The organism is Kutzneria viridogrisea DSM 43870 (assembly GCF_000525635.1).
Lineage (GTDB): Bacteria > Actinomycetota > Actinomycetes > Mycobacteriales > Pseudonocardiaceae > Kutzneria > Kutzneria viridogrisea.
Genome location: NZ_CP007155.1, coordinates 2177223 through 2196232, shown reverse-complemented (window position 1 = coordinate 2196232; position 19010 = coordinate 2177223). Strand labels below are relative to the sequence as shown.

Genomic DNA, 19010 nt, shown 5'->3' with positions numbered 1-19010 from the left:
TGCCCGCGACACCATCTCTCCCCCGCTCCAGCGCCGACCGTGGTCCGGTGCCGACGGGGCGTACTCCGGGACCGGACGGCACCACGGCTGCCGATGCGGAGGACAAGGCCGCGAAACCGGCCCGCCGCGAGCACCCGTTCCCGATCAGGACGGTGCTGCTGGGCACGGCGGGCATGGCCCTGCTGGCCTTCGGCGGCATCGGCGCGGGCGCCACCCTGATCCACGACCCGCTGCTGGCCAACGGCCCGTTCAACTGGGTCCGCTACGGCCACGGCATGATGCTGGCCACCTGGATGCTCTACGTCGGGCTCGGGCTGATCATCTGGGCCTGGACCAGGCTGGGCAGACATGCCAGGGCGGGCAGGGTCGGCACCGCCGACATGGTCCGCATCGTGCTGATCTGGACCCTGCCGCTGCTGGTGGCCCCGCCGCTGTTCAGCAAGGACGTCTACAGCTACCTCTCCCAGGGCGACCTGGCGCTGCACGGGCTGGACCCGTACGCGGTCGGACCGGCCGCGCTGCCCAGCCCGCTGTCGGAGAACGTCAGCTGGGTCTGGCAGAACACCCCGGCCCCCTACGGCCCGTTGTTCGTGCTGCTGGCCAAGGGCGTGGTCGCGCTCACCGGCACCAACCTGATCACCGGCGTGATCGGCATGCGGCTGGTCATGGCCATCGGCCTTGGCCTGCTGTGCTGGTCGCTGCCCGGGCTGGCCCGCCACCTCGGCGGCAACGCCCCCGTCGCGGTCTGGCTGGTCGCCGCCAACCCGCTGCTGCTGGTGCACCTGATCGGCGGGGCGCACAACGACATGCTGATGATCGGCCTGATGGCCGTCGGCGTGCTGCTGTGCCTGGACCGCAGGCACGTCTGGGGCATCGCACTGGTCACCCTGGCCTGCGCGGTCAAGGGCACCGCCGCGCTCGCGCTGCCCTTCCTGGTGTGGGTGTGGGCGGCCCGCATGCCCGGCTCCCCCAAGGCCCGGTTCGCCAAGGCCCTCGCCGCCTCGCTGGGCGTGTTCCTCGCCGTGTTCGCCGTGTGCAGCCTGGTCGCCGGGGTGGACCTCGGCTGGATCCCCGCGTTGCAGGGTTCGTCCACAGTGGTCAACTGGCTGTCCCTGCCCTCCGGGGTGGGCCAGCTGGTCTGGGGCCTGGTCTGGTTGGTCACCGGCTTCGGGGACGTGACCCCGTTCGTGGTGGTCGCCCGGATCCTGGGCGGCGCGCTGCTGGCCTACCTGGTCGTCAAGCAGTGGTGGCTGGCCCGCGAGGGCGGTTACGAGGCGATCCGCCGCGCCGCGTTCGCGATGGCGGCCGTCAGCCTGCTCGCCCCGGCCACCATGCCCTGGTACTTCAGCTGGGCGCTCGTGCTGGGCGCCGGGTTCGCCTGGTCCACCGGGGCGCTCACCGCAGCCGCCTGCGGCTCGGTGTGGATGCTGCTGGTGACCTACCCCGCGGGCGGCACCGCCCTGTACGACTGGGGCTACCTGCTGGTGACCCTGGGCGTGGCCGCGCTGGCCGCCGTGTCCCTGCTGCGCCCCGACCCGCTGAACATCTCCCTGCGCACGATCTCCGACGTGCCCGAGCAGTCGCTGCGGCACCACTAGTGGACCTGGACCTGGCCTACGCGCGGTGCCGGGAGCTCAACGCCCGGCACGGCCGCACCTTCTTCCTCGCCTCGCTGATGCTGCCCGCCCCGCAGCGGCCCGCCGTGCACGCCCTGTACGGCTTCGCCCGGCTCGCCGACGAGGTCGTCGACGAGATGGCGGCCGATCGCGGGCCCGCCGAGCGCTCCGCCGAACTGGACCGGCTGGAGCAGCAGCTCAAGCGGGGGCTGGCCGGTGAGCCCCCGACCCACCCGGTGCTCGCCGCGCTGGTCGACACCATCGGCCGGTACCGCATCGACACCGTGCTGTTCGAGGACTTCCTCAGCTCGATGCGGATGGACCTGCACCACACCGACTACGCCAGTTACGCCGACCTCGCCGTCTACATGCGGGGCTCGGCCGAGGTCATCGGCCTGCAACTGCTGCCCGTCATCGGCACGGTAGGCCCGCGCGAACTCGCCGAGCCGCACGCCGCCGCCATGGGCGAGGCCTTCCAGCTGACGAACTTCCTGCGCGACGTCGCCGAGGACCTCGACCGCGGGCGGGTCTACCTGCCCGCCGACGAGCTCGCCGCGTTCGGCGTGGACCGCGAGCTGCTCCAGTGGTGCCGTGACCGGCGCGGGTCCGATCCCCGGGTCCGCCGCGCCATCGCCCACCTCGCCGCCCGCGCGCGCTCCGTGTATCGCACCGCCGAGGCTGGTCTGCCACTGCTCGCGCCCACCGCCCGGCCCTGCGTGGCCACCGCGCTGACCCTGTACCGCGGCATCCTCGACCAGATCGCCGCCGCAGGTCACGAGGTGTTCCGCGGCCGGGCCGCCGTGCCGCCCCACCGCCGCCTCGCCGTGGCGCTGCCCGCCTTCGCCCGCGCCTGGGCGGTCCGCTGAGGTCGGCCACGTGGCCCATCGCGGTGGGAACGACCTAGGCCCCACCCACTTCGATCCTCACTGAAGCCATAGCGCCCCACGATGCCATGAAAGTGCCGTTCATGGCGTTGAACGCCGCGAACGGCACTTTCATGACATGCCGCTACGAGTGCTGGCTCAGGTCGGCGGCGCGGCGGCAGGCCTCCACGGCGTCCTCGTGCGGGACCTTGCTGTGCTCCATGGAGTCGGTGCAGCTGGCCAGCAGGCTGATGGTGCCGAACGAGCAGCCGACGACGACCTCCTGGGTCATCGGGGCGTGCTTGTCGATCAGGTACTGGAGGCAGTCCTGGGTCGCGGCGTGCGCGGGCGCGGCGGCTAGCACGGGGGCCGCCGCACCGGCGAGCAGCGCGGCGGCCAGTCCTGCGGAACGTGCCAAGCGAGGCATGAGGATCCCTTCGGTGGGGGTGGGACGGCCAGCCCAACCGAACAGCTCGGTCGCGTTCAAGCCGCCTGCCCCGTTCGAGGGACGGGGTTCACCTGATCCGTGTCAGAGACGCCCTCTTCAGCGCCTGGGTGCAGGACCGCATCACCGCCGCGAACACCGACGCGTTGTGCGTCGACAACGCGGACGAACTCGGCCGCGGAGGACGCCGCGTCACGGTCGACGGTCAGCCCCGTCAGGGACGGTCCGGCGCGCACGGCGACAGCAACGCCCCTACGTCATCGGTTTCTCGCCGGCACCACGTGCCCGATCTCCACTCTGGACACTTCAGTGGTGAGCTTCTCCGTGACAGCCACCACGTGGTGCGTGCCCGCGTGCGTGACGGCCTCGACGCTGAACTCCGCACCCGTGATGTACCGCTCCACCAGCGGCGGGTACCAGCCGGTCCACGACTCCCCCCGCCCGCGTCCCACAACCGCAGCCGCATCTGGTACTTGTCGTGCACCCAACGCACAGTGTCCGCCGAGTGGAACGGCAGGCGGAGCGCGTTCGCGATGGCGACCGACTTGTCCTGGCTGCTGTCGTTGAGCGAGGCGATGACGTCCACCCGCCAGGACCGGTGCAGGGCGCGGGCGGCGGCCACCCAGTGCTCGGTCGGCCGTTGGTCGTCCACGCCAACCACGACAACCGGGTCCACCAGTTCGTCGGCCCATCGCAGGGAACTGGTCCAACACAGCACGGCGGTCTGGAGGCTGGGCAAGATCCGAGCGAACCTCGGCTGCCAGTACCAGTTGCCGTCCAGGACGAGAACGCGCAGGTCACAACGCCTTCCCGCGCGGCGGCAGCAGCAACTCGGTGCCCGGCTCAGCGAGCAGGGTGATCTCGACGCCCTTGGGCACCGGCTCCACGATCTCGAGCGCCCCCACCAGGATGTCGTGCGGCGGGAACATGAACGAGATCGCGTCGGCCCCTGCCGGAACGCGCGCGGTCGCCGGCTCGACATGCCCATCGTGGTGTGCACGTCCTGCAGCATCCGGAGGAAGTCGGCGTCGTCGAACAGCGGGTCGGCACCGTCCACGAAGTGGTCGGTCTCCTCGTAGTAGGACGGTTGGGCGATGTTCACCCGCACCACCGGCATCGGCAACGGCGACGGCACCGAGGGCGCGCACCAGGGCAGGGTCGTCGGCACCTACCTGCACGGCCCGGTGCTCGCGCGCAATCCCGCGCTGGCGGACCTGCTGCTGGAGTGGGCGGTGGGCAACAGCGACTACTCCAGCGTCTCCCTGATGCTCGGTGGCGCGGAGCACCCGACCGAGCGACAACTGGACGGCACGGTCGAACTGCGCGAGCACCTGGCGGCCCTCGGTGCGGGTGCCGAGGTGCGCGGGCAGCTGGAGTTCTTCGCCCCGGAGTGTCCCGGCCACATCCTGTACGACCCGCTGCGGCGGGGACGTTTCGGCGGCACGCCCCGCCAGGCGGAGGAAATCGAGTGAGCTCGGGTCAGCGGGCCGAGACGCCCGACCGCCGGTCCCGTTACCCGTCGACGACCAGTTCCACGACCTCGTCCAGGCTTGTCACGTGTTCATGGTCGCCCGCGGGATCGGGACAGTTGTTGAGCGGAACGAAGTGCAGTGGACGCAGACCGGCCCGCCGCGCCCCGTCCACGTCGATACGAGCCGTGTCGCCGACATAAACCGTTCCCGTGGCCGGTACCCCCATCGCGTCGAGTGCGATCCGGAAAATCTCCGGATCGGGTTTCTCAACGCCGACGGCTCCGGAGTCGACGATGGTCTCGACGCGACACAGCGGTCCGTCTCCTACCTGGCAGACGCCCCCGCCCGCGAGCATGCCAGCGACCGTTCCCGTCGAATTGGACACGATTCCGACCGACACTCCGGTGGCGACGAGCCGGCGCAAGCCTCGCACCGCGCCGAGGGCGACCCGCGTCCAGTCAAATCCGGTGAAGACCCTCGTCATGTTCGCGACCACGTCATTCTCGTATTCGGCCGGAACACCGAGAGACCGAGCGTACGTGCGACGATATACGTCACGATCGAAATACCCTATGGCGTCCGTCGCAGCAACGGCGAGATAGTGCGCCCGATCGAACTCGACGGCCGCCGGCCGACCGAAAATCCCCACGATCGCCCTGCTCATGATGGCCGGGTTCGGCATCAACAACACGCCGCCCACGTCGAGCAACACCGCACTGTTCACTTATCCCCCTATAGTCGCCGAGTGTAGCGCAACGCGACGAACTATAGACACACCGTGACCCGCTTGCTAGCCTGGACAACGTTGCAACTACCCAGGGGGGGTGTTGGCGTACTGACGTCAGATGTCGTCCGAGCGTCCCAGCTTCTCACAGGTCGCGGCTGTGGGCCGCCATTTTTGCCGCCCACAGTACGCCATTTAGGCGAATCGTCGATTTGACAATTTTTTGGGGGGTCAAAATCGTGGAGCACAAGCTCGCGCCCATCGCGGCCGACGGCTCTGGGGAACTCATCGACGAGCATCTGATCGAAAAACTACGTATCGACTACTACTTCGACATCGACCGACTGCCCTTCAAGGAGCTGTTCGCGGGTCTGGAGACCGTCCTGGAGATCAAGCCGGCGCTCGTGGACTGGCTGGACTCGGTGGCCCGCAGGGACGTGCGCGGTGACGTACACCCCCGGGCCTTCGTCGAGGGCGACGTCGTGGTGGAGGAGGGCGCCCAGATCGAGGCCGGGGCGTACGTCGAGGGCCCCGCGGTGATCTGCGCGGGTGCGGTCCTGCGGTCCAACGCCTGCATCCGCGACCACGTGGTGATCGGGCCGCGCAGCAAGATCGGCCACTGCACCGAATTGACCAGGTCGGTGCTGATGGCCGACTCCATGGCCACCCACATGGCGTTCATCGGCGACTCCGTGATCGGCAACAACGTGAACATCGGGAGCTCCTGCGTGACGACCAACCTCCGGGTCGACCGGCCTGTAAGGGAACCGGCGACCGCCGAGATCGTGCTATCCATAGAGGGCTGGACCGTGCCGACGAGGCAGACGAAGTTCGGCGCCATCATCGGGGACCGGACCCAGCTGCCCGCGCTGATCTCCACCTCGCCCGGCACGCTGATCGGTCCGGGAACCATCGTCATGCCACGCGGTCAGCTCGGTGGCGTGCTCCCGGCCGGCACCCGGGTCAGGTGAGCGCGCGGATGAGCCGTCTCGTTGTGACCGGAGGCCACCCGCTCGTGGGCACCTGCCCGGTCCAGGGTTCCAAGAACGTCGCACTGCACCTGTACGCGGCCGCGCTGCTGATGCGTGGACCGGTCACGATCCACAACGCCCCCGCGATCACCGACACCGCGGTGTGCGTGGAAATCGCGACGCACCTCGGTGCGCAGGCTGGTTACGTGGGCACGGACTTCCATGTCACCCCGCCGGCTCGGCTGGGTGACAGCATCCCGGCCGAGTTGGGGCGCCGCATCCGGCCGACCGCGTGTTTCGGCGCCGCGGTCCTCGCCAGCACCGGACGGATCTGGTTCCCGCTGCCGGGCGGCGACGCGTTCTGCGATCGGCCCATCGGGCTGCACCTGACCGCGATGGCCAACGCCGGCGCCACCGTCGAAAACCGCCACGGCGGCGTCGACGTGCGGCTGACGGACGCGCGGCCCAAGGCGTTCAGCATGTCACTGAACACCCCGTTCGGCCCGAGTCTTGGTGCGACCGTGACAGCTCTGTTCATGGCCGTGCGCGCGAACGGCACCTCCGTGCTCGAGGACATCAGCGTCGAGCCGGAAGTGCTGCACACCGTCGACTTCCTCAACAGCGCCGGGGCCAGGATCGAGCTGTTGCCCGGCAACCGCGCGGAGATCACCGGTGTCGACGAGCTCGGCCACGCCGACTGCACGGTGCCCGCCGACCGTCTCGAGGTCGGCACGATCGCCATCGCGGCGGCGATCACCGGCGGGCAGGTGCTGCTGACCGACACCAGGCGCGCCGACCTGACACCCGGCTTCCTGGACTGCGTCGAGGCCATCGGCATGGTGCTGCACGACCAGCCGGACGGCCTGTTCGTCCGGATGGACGACGAGATCCGGCCCGGCGAGGTCGTCACCGGACCGCACCCGGAGTTCCCGACGGACCTACAGCCGCAGGCGACGACCTTGCTCACCCAGGCCAACGGCACCAGCCAGGTGGTCGAGCGGGTGTACCAGCAGCGCGCCACCCACACGCCGGGGCTGCGGGCGTTCGGCGCGGACATTGAGCAGGAGGGCAACCGGCTGAAGATCTCCGGACCCACCGCGTTCACGGCAGCGGACGTGGAGGGCAACGACATCCGCTGCGTCACCGCGCTGGTGCTGGCCGCGCTCGCCGCGCGGGGCGAGTCCCGCATCGCCGGCCTCTACCACCTCGCCCGCGGGTACGGCGCGCTTGTGCCGAAGCTGATCGCGCTCGGCGCCGAGATCACCTTCGTGGAGAACGACCCTGGAATGATTGCCCCATGAGCGAAACCTGGTCGGACCGAGCGGCGCACGCCATCGATCCGCGCGTCAAGGAGTTCGTCGCGGCCAACGCGGCCCCGGGCGCGATCGTCGTGCTCGGCGACGCCGAGCGGACCCACACGGTGGCCCACGGCACGGTGGAACCGCATCGCGCCGCGGTGCTGCCCACCGCGGCCGTGCGCTACGACCTCGCGTCACTCACCAAGGTCGTCGCCACCTGGCCGCTGGTCGGCAAAGCCGTCGCGGCCGGTCAGCTGGATCTGGACGCGCCGGTCGGCGGCTACTTCGACCTGCCGGCGCTGCCCGGGTCCGTGGTCACCACGCGGCAGATCCTCTCGCATACCAGCGGGCTTCAGGCGTCGACGCGCTTCGACCGCTATGTCGGCCCCGGCCCGGACCTGGTCGAGCGGCTGCTGTCCGAGCCGCTACAGACCGTTGCCGGCACAGAACACCGCTACATCAACCGCGGTTTCATCCTGCTGGGTCTGCTGCTGGAACGGCTGTCCGGCCAGCCGCTCGACGTGCTGGCCGAGCAGCTGTGGCGGCAGCTGGGCATGGACGCCACCTGCTACGGGCCCGTTCCAGCCGACGTGACCGTGGCACCGACGGAGATCCGGCTGCCGGGCACACGTCCGGCCTGGGGTGTGGTGCACGACGAGAACGCCGCCCTGATGGGTGGAGTCGCCGGCCACGCCGGAGTCTTCTCCACGGCCCATGACCTGGCCCGGTACAGCCGTTGCCTGCTCGGCGTCGAGCAGGTCGATCCCGGTCTGGCCGCGTTCCTCGGCCAGAGTGCCCGTCCGCACGTCACGGATGCCGACGGCAGCCGCGGCCTTGCCTGGTTGCTGGCGGCGGACAACGAGGTTGTGTACCACCACGGGTTCACCGGTACGAGCCTGTTCCTCTCGTTGGCGCACAGGCGTTTTGCTGTGCTGCTGTCCAACGCCGTGTACAGCTCGCGGGAACGGCATGGCGTGGCCGGACTGCGCGCCGAGTTGCTCCGGGAGGTTGTCAGCCCGTGATCAAGCAAAGTGCGCCGGCACTGGACACCGACGTACCACTGCGGCCGTTGACGACTCTCGGTGTCGGTGGGAACGCGGACCGGCTGCTGCGCGTCACCAGTGCCGGCGATCTCGTCGAGTACGCGGCGGGTATGGCCGCCGACGAGCCGCCGCCGCTGCTACTGGGCCACGGCAGCAACGTCGTGGTGTCGGACAGCGGGTTCCCCGGCACGGTGGCGCTGATGTGCGGTGGTGGGATCGAGCCGCGCTCGGTTTCCGGCGACCGCGTCGAGGTCGTGGTCGATGCGGGTGAGTCGCTGGAGCGCCTGGTCCGTTTCGCCGTGGACGAGGGGCTCGCGGGCGTGGAGTGCCTCGCCGGTGTCCCCGGCACGGTCGGGGCTCTGCCGGTGCAGAACGTGGGGGCCTACGGCCAGGACGTCTCGCAGATCCTGCTGCACGCCGACGTGTTGGACTGGCGGACCGGAAGGCGCGGCCGAATGACGGCACGTGAGTGCGAATTCGGATACCGCGACAGTCGGTTCAAGCGGGAGCCCGGCCGGTACGCGGTGCTGTCGGTGACCTTGGGGTTGCACCGCCGTGGACTCGGCGAACCCGTTGCCTACCAACAGCTCGCCGACGAACTCGGGATCGCCGTCGGCGACCGGGTGCGGCTGGCCGAGGTCGAGGCCGCCGTGCTGACCATCAGGCGGCGCAAGGGAATGGTGGTCGACCCCGCCGATCCCGACAGCCGGTCGGTCGGCTCGTTCTTCCTCAACCCCACGATCCCCCTGCCGGACTGGGACGCCTTCAGCGAACGCCTGCTCGCGGCGACCGGCCGTCGGCCGCCGCACCTCGCCGACGTCGGCGACTCGGTCCGCACCAGCGCCGGCTGGCTGATCGAACAGGCCGGATTCACCAGGGGGCAACGGTTCGGGACGGCCAGGATCTCCACCAAGCACACGCTCGCGCTGGTGGCCGAGGAGGGCACGAAGGCCTCAGACATCTGGCTGGCGGCCGGCACCATCGTGAATCGCGTGCACGACATGTGCGGCGTCCGGTTGCATCCGGAACCGCGGTTCGTCGGTCCGTTCGACGAGTACCCGACACCGGGAGGTGACGGGCGGCATGCCTGACACCGCTTCCCCGATCGACCTGCCGCTGCCGCGGGAACATCTCGCCGCGCTGCTGTTCGACCTGGACGGCACGCTGATCGACACCAGGGCGATCAACAGGATCGCACTGGCCGCGGTGTTCCGACCGTTCGGGCTCGAACTGGCCACGCTGCCACGACCGCCGGAGGGCACCGCGTTCATCGACTGGGTGGCGCACCTGGTCGACAACGGGTCGCTGCCCGCCGACGTGGACACCGCGGCACTCTGGCGGCACTGCGAGCGTGAGGTGATCGAACGGGCCACGCAGGCGCCCGCGATCGGCCCGGTCGTGGCGCTGGCCCGCTGGGCAGGCGCGTGGGCGCCCGCGGTGCCGACAGCGGTGGCGACCGGGAGCAGCCGCGTCGTCGCCGAGTCGCTGCTGGCGGCGTCCGGGCTGGACGACCTGTTCGGCGTCCTGGTGACTCGGGACGAGGTCAGCAGGGGCAAACCGGCGCCGGATCTGTTCCTGGCCGCCGCCGAACAGCTCGGCGTGCCGCCGTCGGGCTGTGTCGTGGTCGAGGACACCGACATTGGACTGTCGTCGGCGCGCAGCGCGGGAATGGCTACGCTGGACGTCAGGCCGTTCAGGGAGACCTGATGGGCGCGCCCGCGCTGTCCCGCCCCGACACCGACCACCGCCGGGGCATGGTGATGTGGGTGCTCGGCGCGTCGGTGTACCTCGTCGCCGTGTTCCACCGCACGAGTCTCAGCGTCGTGTCCGGTCTGGCCGAGCAACGGTTCGGGATCGGGCCGGCGGAGCTGTCCATGTTCACGGTGCAGCAACTGCTGGTCGCGGCCGGGCTGCAACTGCCGGCCGGGCTGCTGGTGGACAGGTTCGGTCCACGTCGGACACTCACCGCCGCACTGGTGCTGATGGCCGTGGGACAGACCGGGTTCGCACTCATCGCCGACTTCCCGCTCGGTCTGGTGGCCCGTGCGCTGCTGGGGTTCGGCGACGCGTTGACCTTCGTCAGCGTCCTGCGGCTGACCACGTCGTGGTGTCGGGAGAAGCGGATCGCGCTGCTCGTGCAGTTGACCGCTGTGCTGGGCATGGCGGGCAATCTCCTGAGCACTGCCCCGCTGCACCTGCTGCTGGCCGATCTCGGTTGGACCCCGACGTTCCTCGGCACTGCCGCACTGACCGCCGTGCTGGGCTGCCTGATCTACGGCACGGTGCGGGACTCCCCCGTGCCGGTACCGGTGAGCACGCAGCCATCGGAACGGCTGCGTGGCGTGGTGGCGGACCTCGCTGCGGTGTGGCGGGTGCCCGGCACCAGGTTGGGCTTCTGGATGCACTTCACCAGCACGTTCTCGTTCATGGCGTTCTCGCTGCTGTGGGGCTTCCCGTTCCTCACAAGGGGACAGGGCATGTCCCCGGCAGCGGCCAGCCAGGTGCTCGCGCTGCTCGTCGTTGCGAACATGGTCGCCGGTCTGGTGTTCGGCCAGCTCGCGGCCAGTAGTCGACGGACACGGGTGCCGGTCAACGCCGTGACCATCGTCGTGGTCGCCGCGCTGTGGGCGGCCGTGCTGTGGTGGCCGGGGCCAGCGCCCTATCCGCTGGTGGTGGCGCTGGTCGTAGGGCTCGGGACCTGCGGTCCGGCCTCGATGCTGGGGGTGGACGTGGCCCGTACGGCCAACCCACCGGAGAAGGCCGCCACCGCCGCGGCCACGGCGAACGTCGGCGGGTCCATCGGCGCACTGGTCGCGGTGGGGGTGGTCGGCGTCGGGCTGGCCCTGCTCGACCACCTGGCGGTAGCCACCGCGACCGCCTACACCATCGCTTTCACCGCGCAGTGGTCACTCTTCCTCGTCGGCGGCACCCAGATCGTCCGCTACTGGCGAATCACCAGGAGCGCTCGACCGACTGGCCGGCTTCCATGAAGGTCGTGACCCCAGCGGCCCTTGCGCGCAGCGCGCCGGTCACCCGCCGGACCAGTCGAGGTGAACAGCGGTCCGCGAGATCGTCCGGCGCGACGAATTCGATGGCCTGGAGTTCCGGGTCGCAGGGGCGAAGAGACTGCCGCAGTTCACCATCGAGGACACCGCCGTCGAAAACAAATCCCAGCATGGCTCGACAACCAGGCTCCGGAGGCACCCAGTCGACACACAGCAACCGTCCCGATTCCAGGTCGAATCCCAGCTCCTCCCGAATCTCACGAACACACGTCATCCAGGGGGAATCACCGGCCTCCGCGATACCTCCGGGAATTTCCCAGCCAGCCTTGTAGACCGGTTTCACGAGCAGCAGCCGGTCGTCCGAATCGAACAGCAAAGCCCCACCGGCCACCGGAAAACCCGGCAGCGTCGCATGCCAGTCGGCGGGATAGGTGGTCGAGGCCGGGTCGCCCGACGACGGTTGTCCAGGCATGACATATCCCTCTCGTCACTTCGGAGTGCATACGAAATCCGCGTACTCGGTCACCACACTACCGCACCGCGACACGGCCCGTGACGATATCGCAGCGAAATGAACACCTACAGCCCAGTCGAAACAGCATCAGGGGGAACGGTGAAGGTACTGGGGATTCATGACGGCCACTCGGCGTCGGCCTGCCTCGTCGACGACGGGAAAGTCGTTGCCGCGATACAGGAAGAGCGGCTGGTCTACGAGAAGAACCGAGGCGGCTATCCGGAGCGTGCGATCGGCCGGGTGCTGGCGACCGCCGGTGTCGAGCTGGCCGACGTGGACCGGGTGGCGTTCAGCACCCGGGAGTTCCGCAACCTCAACATGCGCAACGCCGCCGACGTGATGGCCACCTACGGCCGCATGTTCACCGACCCGTCCGGGCAGCGTGCGCTGGAGTCGGAGGACAACGAACAACAGCAGCAACGGCTACGGTCCGCCCGGCTGACCGAGGCCGGCTTCCCCGCCGAGCGGATCCAGTTCGTCGACCACCACACCTGCCACGCCACCACGGCGTACTTCGCGCGCGGCACCTTCGACCGAAACATCCTGGTGATCACCAACGACGGTCACGGCGACGGGCTGTGCGCCACCGTCTCCATCGGCCGCGGCGGTGAGCTGACCAGGCTCGCCAGCGTGCCCAAGGACGACTCGATCGCCGCGATCTACAGCTACATCACGTATCTGCTCGGGTTCACCCCGCTGGAACACGAGTACAAGCTGATGGGCATGGCGCCGTACGCCGAGGACAGCGGGCACGCCAAGCAGGTCTGCGACTACTTCGAGTCCCTGTTCGAACTCCATCCCGAGCAGCCGCTGCTGTGGCGCAGGACCGCGGGCACCACGCCGGTGTCCGCGCTCGCCCCGGAGATCGAGAAGGCCATGCGGTTCCGGCGGTTCGACGCCATGATGGCCGGATTGCAGATGTTCACCGAGAACCTGGTGACCCGCTGGGTGGCACGTGTCGTCGAGGCGACCGGGGTGACCGACCTCGCGCTGGCCGGCGGCATCTTCATGAACGTCAAGCTGAACCATCGGATCGCCGACCTACCGGGGGTCCGGTCGGCGTTCTTCTGCCCGTCGGCGGGCGACGAGAGCAATTCCTTCGGCGCGGCCTGGTCGCTCGGCGGTGTGCCCGAACAGGGTCGGCCGCTGCCCCACCTCTACCTCGGCACCGGTTACACCAGGCAGGAATGCGAGAAGGCGGTCGCCGATCACAGCTTCCGCAAGCGTGTCCGGGTCATCGAGATGTCAGATCCCGACGAGCAGTGCGCGCTGCTGCTGGCCGATCGACAGATCGTCGCCCGGTTCGCCGGGCGGATGGAGTTCGGGGCCCGCGCACTGGGCAACCGGTCGATCCTGGCCAACGCCAGCGATCCCGACGCGTGCTCGCTCATCAACCGCATGATCAAGCGGCGCGACTTCTGGATGCCGTTCGCACCGACGATCCTCGCCGAGCACGCCGACGAGTACCTCGTCCCGCACCCGGACTGCCCCGCCGAGTACATGGCGCTCGCCTTCGACGTCAGGCTGTCGGCGCACAAGCACCTCACGGCTGCCACCCATCCGCACGACCACACCTGCCGACCGCAGATCCTGACCGCCGAGGCCAACCCGGCCTACCACCGGCTCATCTCACTGTTCCGTGAGCACACCGGCATCGGCGGTGTGCTCAACACCTCGTTCAACCTGCACGGATACCCCATCGTCGAGACACCTGAGCAGGCGCTGGACGTCTTCGACTCCTCGGGCCTGAACTACCTGGCCATCGAGCACCTGCTCGTGCAGGAGGTGTCCGAGGACGACTGAATGGCGTACCGACGGGCAACCTGCCCTCCAGCCAGGGGACCAGTGCCCACCCGGGAGGGGTGGTGAGCACCATCAACGCAGGTGAGAGTGCTCACTACCCCTAACCGGGTGTCAGAAGGCCAGAGCCTGGGCGCGGCGCTTGACCTCGCGGCCGCGGTCGCCGCGCAGTGCCTCGATGGGCGAGCCGGGCAGCGTCTCGTCCTCCTCGAACAGCCAGCGCAGGATCTCGTCCGGGGAGTAGCCGGAGTCCCGCAGCACCGTGATCGTGCCGGGCAGCCCCTTCACGACCCCCTCCTCGCCGAGGAAGCAGGCGGGCACGTACAGCACGCCCTCGCGGCGCACGGCGAGCAACTGGCCGTCGCGCAGCAACTGGTGCACGCGCGTCACGGGCAGGCCGAGCCGCTCCGCGACGTCGGGCAGGGCCATGACCTCCAGATCGGGGTTCAACACGTCGGCGGCAACTGGGATGGCGCTCACCTGGCCCACGATGCCACATCCCCGTTTGTGGTGCCTTGCCCAGGCACGTCGGGCGCCTCGCCTACCATCGTGTGTCGTGGGAACCCAGAGCGTGAGCCTCGTCGGGGGGCTGCTGGAACAGCGGTACCGCGTCGACGCCCTGCTCGCGCGGGGTGGGATGTCGGCGGTGTACCGCGGCGTGGACACGCGCCTGGAACGATCCGTGGCGATCAAGGTCATGGACGAGCGGTTCGCCGGTGACCAGACCTTCATCGACCGGTTCGTCCGGGAGGCGCGCACCGCGGCGCAGCTGCACCACCCCGGGGTGGTCGGGGTCTACGACCAGGGTGTCGACCACTCCCCCGAGGGCGAGCGGGTGTTCCTGGTGATGGAACTGGTCGCCGGGGGCACCCTGCGCGACCTGCTGCGCGAGCGCGGCGCCCTGCCGGTGCCGCTGGCCGTCAGCGTCATGGAACAGGTGCTCTCGGCGCTGGGCGCGGCACACCGGGCCGGGCTGGTGCACCGGGACGTCAAGCCGGAGAACGTGCTGATCGGCCGCGGCGGCGTGGTCAAGGTCGCCGACTTCGGCCTGGTGCGGGCGGTGGCCAGCGCGAACACCACCAGCGACTCCATGATCCTGGGCACGGTGGCCTACCTGTCGCCGGAGCAGGTGGCGACCGGTGCCTCAGACGCCCGCAGCGACGTGTACTCCGCGGGCATCCTGCTCTACGAACTGCTCACCGGGGTCCCGCCCTACACCGGGGACAACGCGATCTCCGTGGCGTACCGGCACGTGAACGACGACGTGCCGCCGCCGAGCGAGGCGGCCACCGGCAGCATCCCGCCCGCGCTGGACGACCTGGTGCTGCGCGCGACCCGCCGCGAGCCCTCGGGCCGCCCGGCCGACGCCGACGCGCTGCTGGCCGAGTTGCAGCGCACCGCGGGCGCACTGGGCATCCCGGCGATGGCCGTGCCGCTGCCCGCCACCGCCGACGTCCGACTGGACGACAGCACGATGCGGGTGCGCGACGACGGGCCGCCCACCGAGAAGATCGCGCCGATCACCATGGCCACACCGCGCCCCACCGGGCCGACGCCGATCGGCCCGCAGGGCACCCGTGCCATGTCCCGCGAGGAACTGGACGCCAACGCGATCACCGCACGGCACGAGCCGGTGCCCGCGGGGCCCGCACCGATGTCGGCGGCCGAGCGCTACCACCAGCAGCGCAGCCGCAGCAGACGGATCTTCACCATCTGGATCCTGATCATCGTGCTGCTCGCGGCGGCGATCGGCACCACGGCCTGGTGGCTGGGCTCGGGCCAGTGGTCGCAGGTGCCCCAGGTCAAGGGCCTGGAGCAGTCGGTGGCCGAGCAGCGGCTGCGCGACTCGAACCTGACCTTCCACGTGACCAAGGTGCGCAACAACACCGCGAAGCCAGGCATCGTGCTGGACGTGCGCCCCGGTGAGCTGCAACAGGTGCAGCGCGGCTCGGACGTGGAACTACAGGTGTCCCAGGGCCGTCCGACCGTGCCCAACGTGCAGGCGGGCGCGGACCCCGCGGACGCCGACAAGCAGATCACCGACCAGGGGTTGCAGGCGGTCCGCGACGCCAGCAAGGACGGGTACAGCGACTCCGTGCCGCAGGGCAGGGTGCTCGGCCTGGACCCCAGCGCGGGCACCCCGCTGGACGTGGGCGCGCCGGTGAAGGTGTTGCTGAGCAAGGGACCCGCCCCCAAGCAGGTGCCCAGCGTGGTCGGCATGTCGCGGGACGAGGCCTTCGCGGCGCTGACCCAGGCCGGGTTCGAGCCCTTCGACGCGGGCACCGAGTTCTCCGACAAGGTGGACAAGGACAAGGTCACCAAGACCAGTCCGGCCGCGGGGGCCACGGTCGCCAACGGGGGCAGCAAGCGGGTCGGCGTGTTCACCTCCAACGCGGTGACGGTGCCGGACCTGAGGGGCCAGAAGGCGGAGGACGCGCGCAAGGCGCTCAAGGCGCTCGGCCTGGAGATCGACGTGCGCGGCTTCTTCCGTCGACCGGACTCGACCGTGTTCAGCCAGGACCCCGGGGCGGGCAGTCGGGTCAAACCGGGCACGAAGGTCGCCGTGGACGTGTTCCCCTGACCAGTGCGGTGTCCAAGGCCCGGGTCGGGTGATGTCGTGATCCAGGTGGATGGATCGGCGTGCCGCCCCCGTGCCGTCGTACTGGGTGTACGGGGGCACGGGGGCGGCGCGGGGAGGCGCCGCCTGGGCGCGGCAGCACCGGCCCGGGATGCCGGACACCGCACTATGCTCGCCCCATGATCGGCACTCGGGGTCGCGTGACAGGTCGGATCGGACCTGGGCTTGTCGGCGAGGTGATGCTCGCCGTGCGCGGCGGGGCGGAGGCGTTCTACGCCCACCCGGTGGAGCCGAACGAGGTCATCGAGCGCGGTGAGCAGGTGCTCGTCGTGGACTTCGACCCGCCCCGGACCGTGTACGTGCAGCGGTGGCGCCCGCTGGCCTGAACCGCTGCACGGCCGTTTCCTAAATGTGTGTCAAGAGACATCGACATCAAGGGAACGCAGGAATAGCGTCAGCCCTCCAAGGTGCGCCGGGAAGACTGGTCGGCAACCACGACTAGGTCGTGGGGCGCACCTCCGCGCCCCACGCGTGAAGGGGGCGTCAACGGATGGACGCGAGTGCACTAGTGCTCGCCGGTGCCGTCGTAGTGGCGGTACTGGCGTTGTTCATCATCCTGCGGATCCTGTGGCGGGTGGCCGAGCCCAACGAGGCGATGATCATCTCGGGGCTGGGCACCAAGGGGCACAACCAGGAGCTCGGGGCGGACAGCCTCGGGTTCAAGATCGTCACTGGCAAGGGCACGCTGGTCCTGCCGGGATTCCAGACCGCCCGCAGGCTCTCCCTGGACACCAGGTCCTCGGAGATCGCGGTGTCCTGCGTGACCAAGCAGGGCATCCCGGTTCGGGTGCAGGGCGCGGTCATCTACAAGGTGGGCGACGACTTCGTCTCGATCGCCAACGCGGCACGGCGCTTCCTGGACCAGCAGAATGCGATGGACACTCGGATTCACGCGGTGTTCGCCGGTCACCTGCGATCCATCATCGGCGCGCTGACCGTGGAGGAGCTCATCCGCGACCGGGAGCGGCTGACCGCCGAGGTGCGCAGTTCCTCGGCCACCGAGATGAGCAAGCTCGGGCTGGTCGTGGACTCCATGCAAATCCAGGAGATCGACGACGAGTCGGGCTACATCGCCAACCTGGGCAAGCCGCACGCGGCCGCGGTGGCCGCCTCGGCCCGCATCGCCGAGGCGCAGCGCGACCAGGAGGCCACCGAGGCCGAGCAGATCGCGGCGGCGAACAAGGCGTCGGCCTGGCGGGACAGCCAGATCAAGCAGGCCTCGTACCAGGCCGAGATCGACCAGGCCAGCGCGCGGACCAAGCAGGCGGGCCCGCTCGCCGAGGCCACCGCGCGCCAGGAGGTCGTGGTGCAGGAGACCAGGGCCGCGCAGTTGGAGGCGGACCTGTCCGAACAGCGACTCCAGTCTCAGGTTCGCAAGCCGGCTGACGCCAAGGCGTACGAGACCAGGACCCTGGCCGACGCCGACCGCGACGCGCAGATCGCCCGCGCCCAGGCCCAAGCCAAGGAGACCGAGCTGCGTGCCGCCGCCGACGCCACCCAGGTGAAGGCCGCGGCACTGGCCGAGGCCGAGGCGACCAAGGCGCGCGGTGAGGCCATGGCCTCGGCGACCAAGGCCACCGGTGAGGCGGAGGCCGCGGCGGCCAGGGCACAGGGCCTGGCCGAGGCCGAGGCCGCGCGGGCCAGGGGTCTTGCCGAGGCCGAGGCGATCAAGGCGCGGGCCGCCGCGCTGGCCGAGAACCAGGATGCCGTTGTGGCACAACAGTTGGCGGAGAACTGGCCGGCCATCGTCGCCGCGGGCGCGGGCGCCTTCAGCAACGTGGACAACATGGTGGTGCTCAACGGCGCCGAGGGCATGTCCGAGCTGTTCACCAAGGCCCTGTCCCTGGGCGGCGCCGGGTTCGGCATCGCGCGCCAGCTGATGGACGCGGTCAAGACCGGCACGACCTCCAGCGAGAACAACGGTTCCTCGCCGTTCGGTGACCTGACCGAACTGACCAAGTCCGAGTGAGACGGCCGGTGCTCGGGGCGTCCTCAGCGCGTCCCGAGCACCGTCTTCGCCAGCAGTGCGGCCTGGGTGCGACTGGTCACGCCGAGCTTGCCGAACAGGTTGCCCAGGTGCACCTTCACCGTGCGCTCGGCCAACCCCAACCGGCCCGCTATGTCCTTGTTGGACAGTCCCTCGCCCAGCAGCGCCAGGACATCCCGCTCCCGCGGCGTCAGCGGGTCGGCGGGCTGACTGGTCAACGCCCGCGCGGCGGAGCCGCTCAGCGCCGTGATGCCCTGGCACGCCCCGCGCACGGCAGCCGCCAACTCCTCGCCGGTGGCGTCCTTGAGCACGAACCCGTTGGCACCCAAGGCAAGTGCCTGCCTGATCTCGCGCTGTCGGCCGATCGTGGTCACCATCAGCACCTTCGGTTGCCCGCCGCCCGCCGCGCGCAGCAGGCGCAGGGTCCGCAAGCCGTCCATGCCAGGCAGGTACAGGTCCAGCAGCACCACGTCCGGTGCCGGTCCGGTCCAGTCCAGCAGCTGCTGACCGCTCTCGCAGCCGCCGACCACCTCGATGTCCGGCTGCGCGCCGAGGATCACCGCCATGCCCTCGCGGACCAGCGCCTGGTCGTCGACGAGCAGGACCCGGATCACCCGGCCAGTCTACTGTCGTG

The 19010-nt window shown here is 70.0% G+C and carries 19 protein-coding genes and 1 pseudogene; 13 read left to right on the top strand and 7 right to left on the bottom strand.

What is annotated here, in order from left to right; all coding sequences use genetic code 11:
* Positions 1-47: 47 nt before the first annotated feature.
* Positions 48-1598, top strand: a complete 1551-nt coding sequence (mptB, locus tag KALB_RS10000; RefSeq protein ID WP_236650211.1) for a polyprenol phosphomannose-dependent alpha 1,6 mannosyltransferase MptB — start codon at positions 48-50, stop codon at positions 1596-1598.
* Positions 1598-2482, top strand: a complete 885-nt coding sequence (locus tag KALB_RS09995) for a phytoene/squalene synthase family protein (RefSeq protein WP_042220306.1) — start codon at positions 1598-1600, stop codon at positions 2480-2482. The genes mptB and KALB_RS09995 overlap by 1 nt, the downstream gene beginning before the upstream one ends.
* Before the next feature lie 142 nt (positions 2483-2624).
* Here KALB_RS09995 and KALB_RS09990 read toward each other — a convergent pair whose 3' ends face one another.
* The 3 genes from KALB_RS09990 to KALB_RS49780 form a co-directional block, all read right to left on the bottom strand.
* Positions 2625-2906, bottom strand: a complete 282-nt coding sequence (locus KALB_RS09990) for a hypothetical protein (RefSeq protein WP_148309417.1) — start codon at positions 2904-2906, stop codon at positions 2625-2627.
* 275 nt (positions 2907-3181) lie between these two features.
* Positions 3182-3376, bottom strand: coding sequence for a hypothetical protein (locus KALB_RS09985; RefSeq protein ID WP_030108164.1), 195 nt, complete (start codon positions 3374-3376; stop codon positions 3182-3184).
* A gap of 345 nt (positions 3377-3721) precedes the next feature.
* Positions 3722-3853, bottom strand: coding sequence for a hypothetical protein (locus KALB_RS49780; RefSeq protein WP_268872242.1), 132 nt, complete (start codon positions 3851-3853; stop codon positions 3722-3724).
* A 183-nt stretch (positions 3854-4036) separates the two neighbouring features.
* Here KALB_RS49780 and KALB_RS45160 point away from each other — a divergent pair.
* Positions 4037-4165: pseudogene (locus tag KALB_RS45160) on the top strand (glutamine amidotransferase); the annotation flags it as partial.
* 271 nt (positions 4166-4436) lie between these two features.
* Here the strand turns inward: KALB_RS45160 and KALB_RS43765 are convergent.
* A complete protein-coding gene (locus tag KALB_RS43765) occupies positions 4437-5120 on the bottom strand; it encodes an HAD family hydrolase (RefSeq protein ID WP_148309416.1) in 684 nt (227 codons plus the stop codon).
* A 239-nt stretch (positions 5121-5359) separates the two neighbouring features.
* Between KALB_RS43765 and KALB_RS43760 the strand changes: the two genes are divergently transcribed.
* The 6 genes from KALB_RS43760 to KALB_RS09945 are packed head-to-tail and all read left to right on the top strand — an operon-like array spanning position 5360 to position 11422.
* Positions 5360-6091 (top strand): LbetaH domain-containing protein, encoded by a 732-nt coding sequence (locus tag KALB_RS43760; protein ID WP_025355577.1) that lies wholly within the window; start codon positions 5360-5362, stop codon positions 6089-6091.
* A gap of 8 nt (positions 6092-6099) precedes the next feature.
* Positions 6100-7392, top strand: a complete 1293-nt coding sequence (locus KALB_RS09965) for a UDP-N-acetylglucosamine 1-carboxyvinyltransferase (RefSeq protein ID WP_081789270.1) — start codon at positions 6100-6102, stop codon at positions 7390-7392.
* On the top strand, positions 7389-8411 hold the full coding sequence (locus tag KALB_RS09960) for a serine hydrolase domain-containing protein (RefSeq protein ID WP_025355575.1): 1023 nt from the start codon (positions 7389-7391) through the stop codon (positions 8409-8411). Before KALB_RS09965 ends, KALB_RS09960 begins: the two co-directional genes overlap by 4 nt.
* Positions 8408-9523: a UDP-N-acetylmuramate dehydrogenase gene (locus KALB_RS09955; RefSeq protein WP_025355574.1), complete on the top strand. Its 1116-nt coding sequence runs from the start codon at positions 8408-8410 to the stop codon at positions 9521-9523. Before KALB_RS09960 ends, KALB_RS09955 begins: the two co-directional genes overlap by 4 nt.
* A complete protein-coding gene (locus tag KALB_RS09950) occupies positions 9516-10139 on the top strand; it encodes an HAD family hydrolase (RefSeq protein WP_042220305.1) in 624 nt (207 codons plus the stop codon). The genes KALB_RS09955 and KALB_RS09950 overlap by 8 nt, the downstream gene beginning before the upstream one ends.
* On the top strand, positions 10139-11422 hold the full coding sequence (locus KALB_RS09945) for an MFS transporter (RefSeq protein ID WP_025355572.1): 1284 nt from the start codon (positions 10139-10141) through the stop codon (positions 11420-11422). The genes KALB_RS09950 and KALB_RS09945 overlap by 1 nt, the downstream gene beginning before the upstream one ends.
* On the opposite strand, the gene KALB_RS44805 is transcribed toward KALB_RS09945, so the two are convergent.
* Positions 11385-11909 carry an NUDIX domain-containing protein gene (locus tag KALB_RS44805; protein WP_081789269.1) on the bottom strand — a complete coding sequence of 175 codons (525 nt, stop codon included), beginning with the start codon at positions 11907-11909 and terminating at the stop codon, positions 11385-11387. The two genes, KALB_RS09945 and KALB_RS44805, sit on opposite strands and share 38 nt — an antisense overlap.
* A gap of 141 nt (positions 11910-12050) precedes the next feature.
* Here KALB_RS44805 and KALB_RS09935 point away from each other — a divergent pair, with 141 nt between their 5' ends.
* Positions 12051-13754 carry a carbamoyltransferase C-terminal domain-containing protein gene (locus KALB_RS09935; RefSeq protein ID WP_025355570.1) on the top strand — a complete coding sequence of 568 codons (1704 nt, stop codon included), beginning with the start codon at positions 12051-12053 and terminating at the stop codon, positions 13752-13754.
* A gap of 111 nt (positions 13755-13865) precedes the next feature.
* On the opposite strand, the gene KALB_RS09930 is transcribed toward KALB_RS09935, so the two are convergent.
* A complete protein-coding gene (locus tag KALB_RS09930; protein WP_025355569.1) occupies positions 13866-14231 on the bottom strand; it encodes an Rv2175c family DNA-binding protein in 366 nt (121 codons plus the stop codon).
* A gap of 76 nt (positions 14232-14307) precedes the next feature.
* Between KALB_RS09930 and pknB the strand changes: the two genes are divergently transcribed.
* The 3 genes from pknB to KALB_RS09915 all read left to right on the top strand — a co-directional run bounded on the left by pknB (position 14308) and on the right by KALB_RS09915 (position 18358).
* Entirely contained in the window at positions 14308-16332 is a 2025-nt protein-coding gene (pknB, locus tag KALB_RS09925; protein ID WP_268872241.1) for a Stk1 family PASTA domain-containing Ser/Thr kinase, read from the top strand.
* A gap of 176 nt (positions 16333-16508) precedes the next feature.
* Positions 16509-16715 carry an NfeD C-terminal domain-containing protein gene (locus tag KALB_RS09920; RefSeq protein WP_025355567.1) on the top strand — a complete coding sequence of 69 codons (207 nt, stop codon included), beginning with the start codon at positions 16509-16511 and terminating at the stop codon, positions 16713-16715.
* 164 nt (positions 16716-16879) lie between these two features.
* Positions 16880-18358 (top strand): SPFH domain-containing protein, encoded by a 1479-nt coding sequence (locus tag KALB_RS09915; protein WP_025355566.1) that lies wholly within the window; start codon positions 16880-16882, stop codon positions 18356-18358.
* Between the two features lie 23 nt (positions 18359-18381).
* On the opposite strand, the gene KALB_RS09910 is transcribed toward KALB_RS09915, so the two are convergent.
* Positions 18382-18990, bottom strand: a complete 609-nt coding sequence (locus KALB_RS09910) for a response regulator transcription factor (protein ID WP_025355565.1) — start codon at positions 18988-18990, stop codon at positions 18382-18384.
* Positions 18991-19010 lie beyond the last annotated feature (20 nt).

Bases quoted from the DNA above. Each gene is read 5' to 3' on its own strand.
- KALB_RS09950 (WP_042220305.1), top strand. From the start codon at position 9,516: ATGCCTGACACCGCTTCCCCGATCGACCTGCCGCTGCCGCGGGAACAT.
- KALB_RS44805 (WP_081789269.1), bottom strand. From the start codon at position 11,909: ATGCCTGGACAACCGTCGTCGGGCGACCCGGCCTCGACCACCTATCCC.
- KALB_RS09945 (WP_025355572.1), top strand. From the start codon at position 10,139: ATGGGCGCGCCCGCGCTGTCCCGCCCCGACACCGACCACCGCCGGGGC.
- KALB_RS09990 (WP_148309417.1), bottom strand. From the start codon at position 2,906: ATGCCTCGCTTGGCACGTTCCGCAGGACTGGCCGCCGCGCTGCTCGCC.
- KALB_RS09920 (WP_025355567.1), top strand. From the start codon at position 16,509: ATGATCGGCACTCGGGGTCGCGTGACAGGTCGGATCGGACCTGGGCTT.
- KALB_RS09965 (WP_081789270.1), top strand. From the start codon at position 6,100: ATGAGCCGTCTCGTTGTGACCGGAGGCCACCCGCTCGTGGGCACCTGC.
- KALB_RS49780 (WP_268872242.1), bottom strand. From the start codon at position 3,853: ATGTTCCCGCCGCACGACATCCTGGTGGGGGCGCTCGAGATCGTGGAG.
- KALB_RS09960 (WP_025355575.1), top strand. From the start codon at position 7,389: ATGAGCGAAACCTGGTCGGACCGAGCGGCGCACGCCATCGATCCGCGC.
- KALB_RS09915 (WP_025355566.1), top strand. From the start codon at position 16,880: ATGGACGCGAGTGCACTAGTGCTCGCCGGTGCCGTCGTAGTGGCGGTA.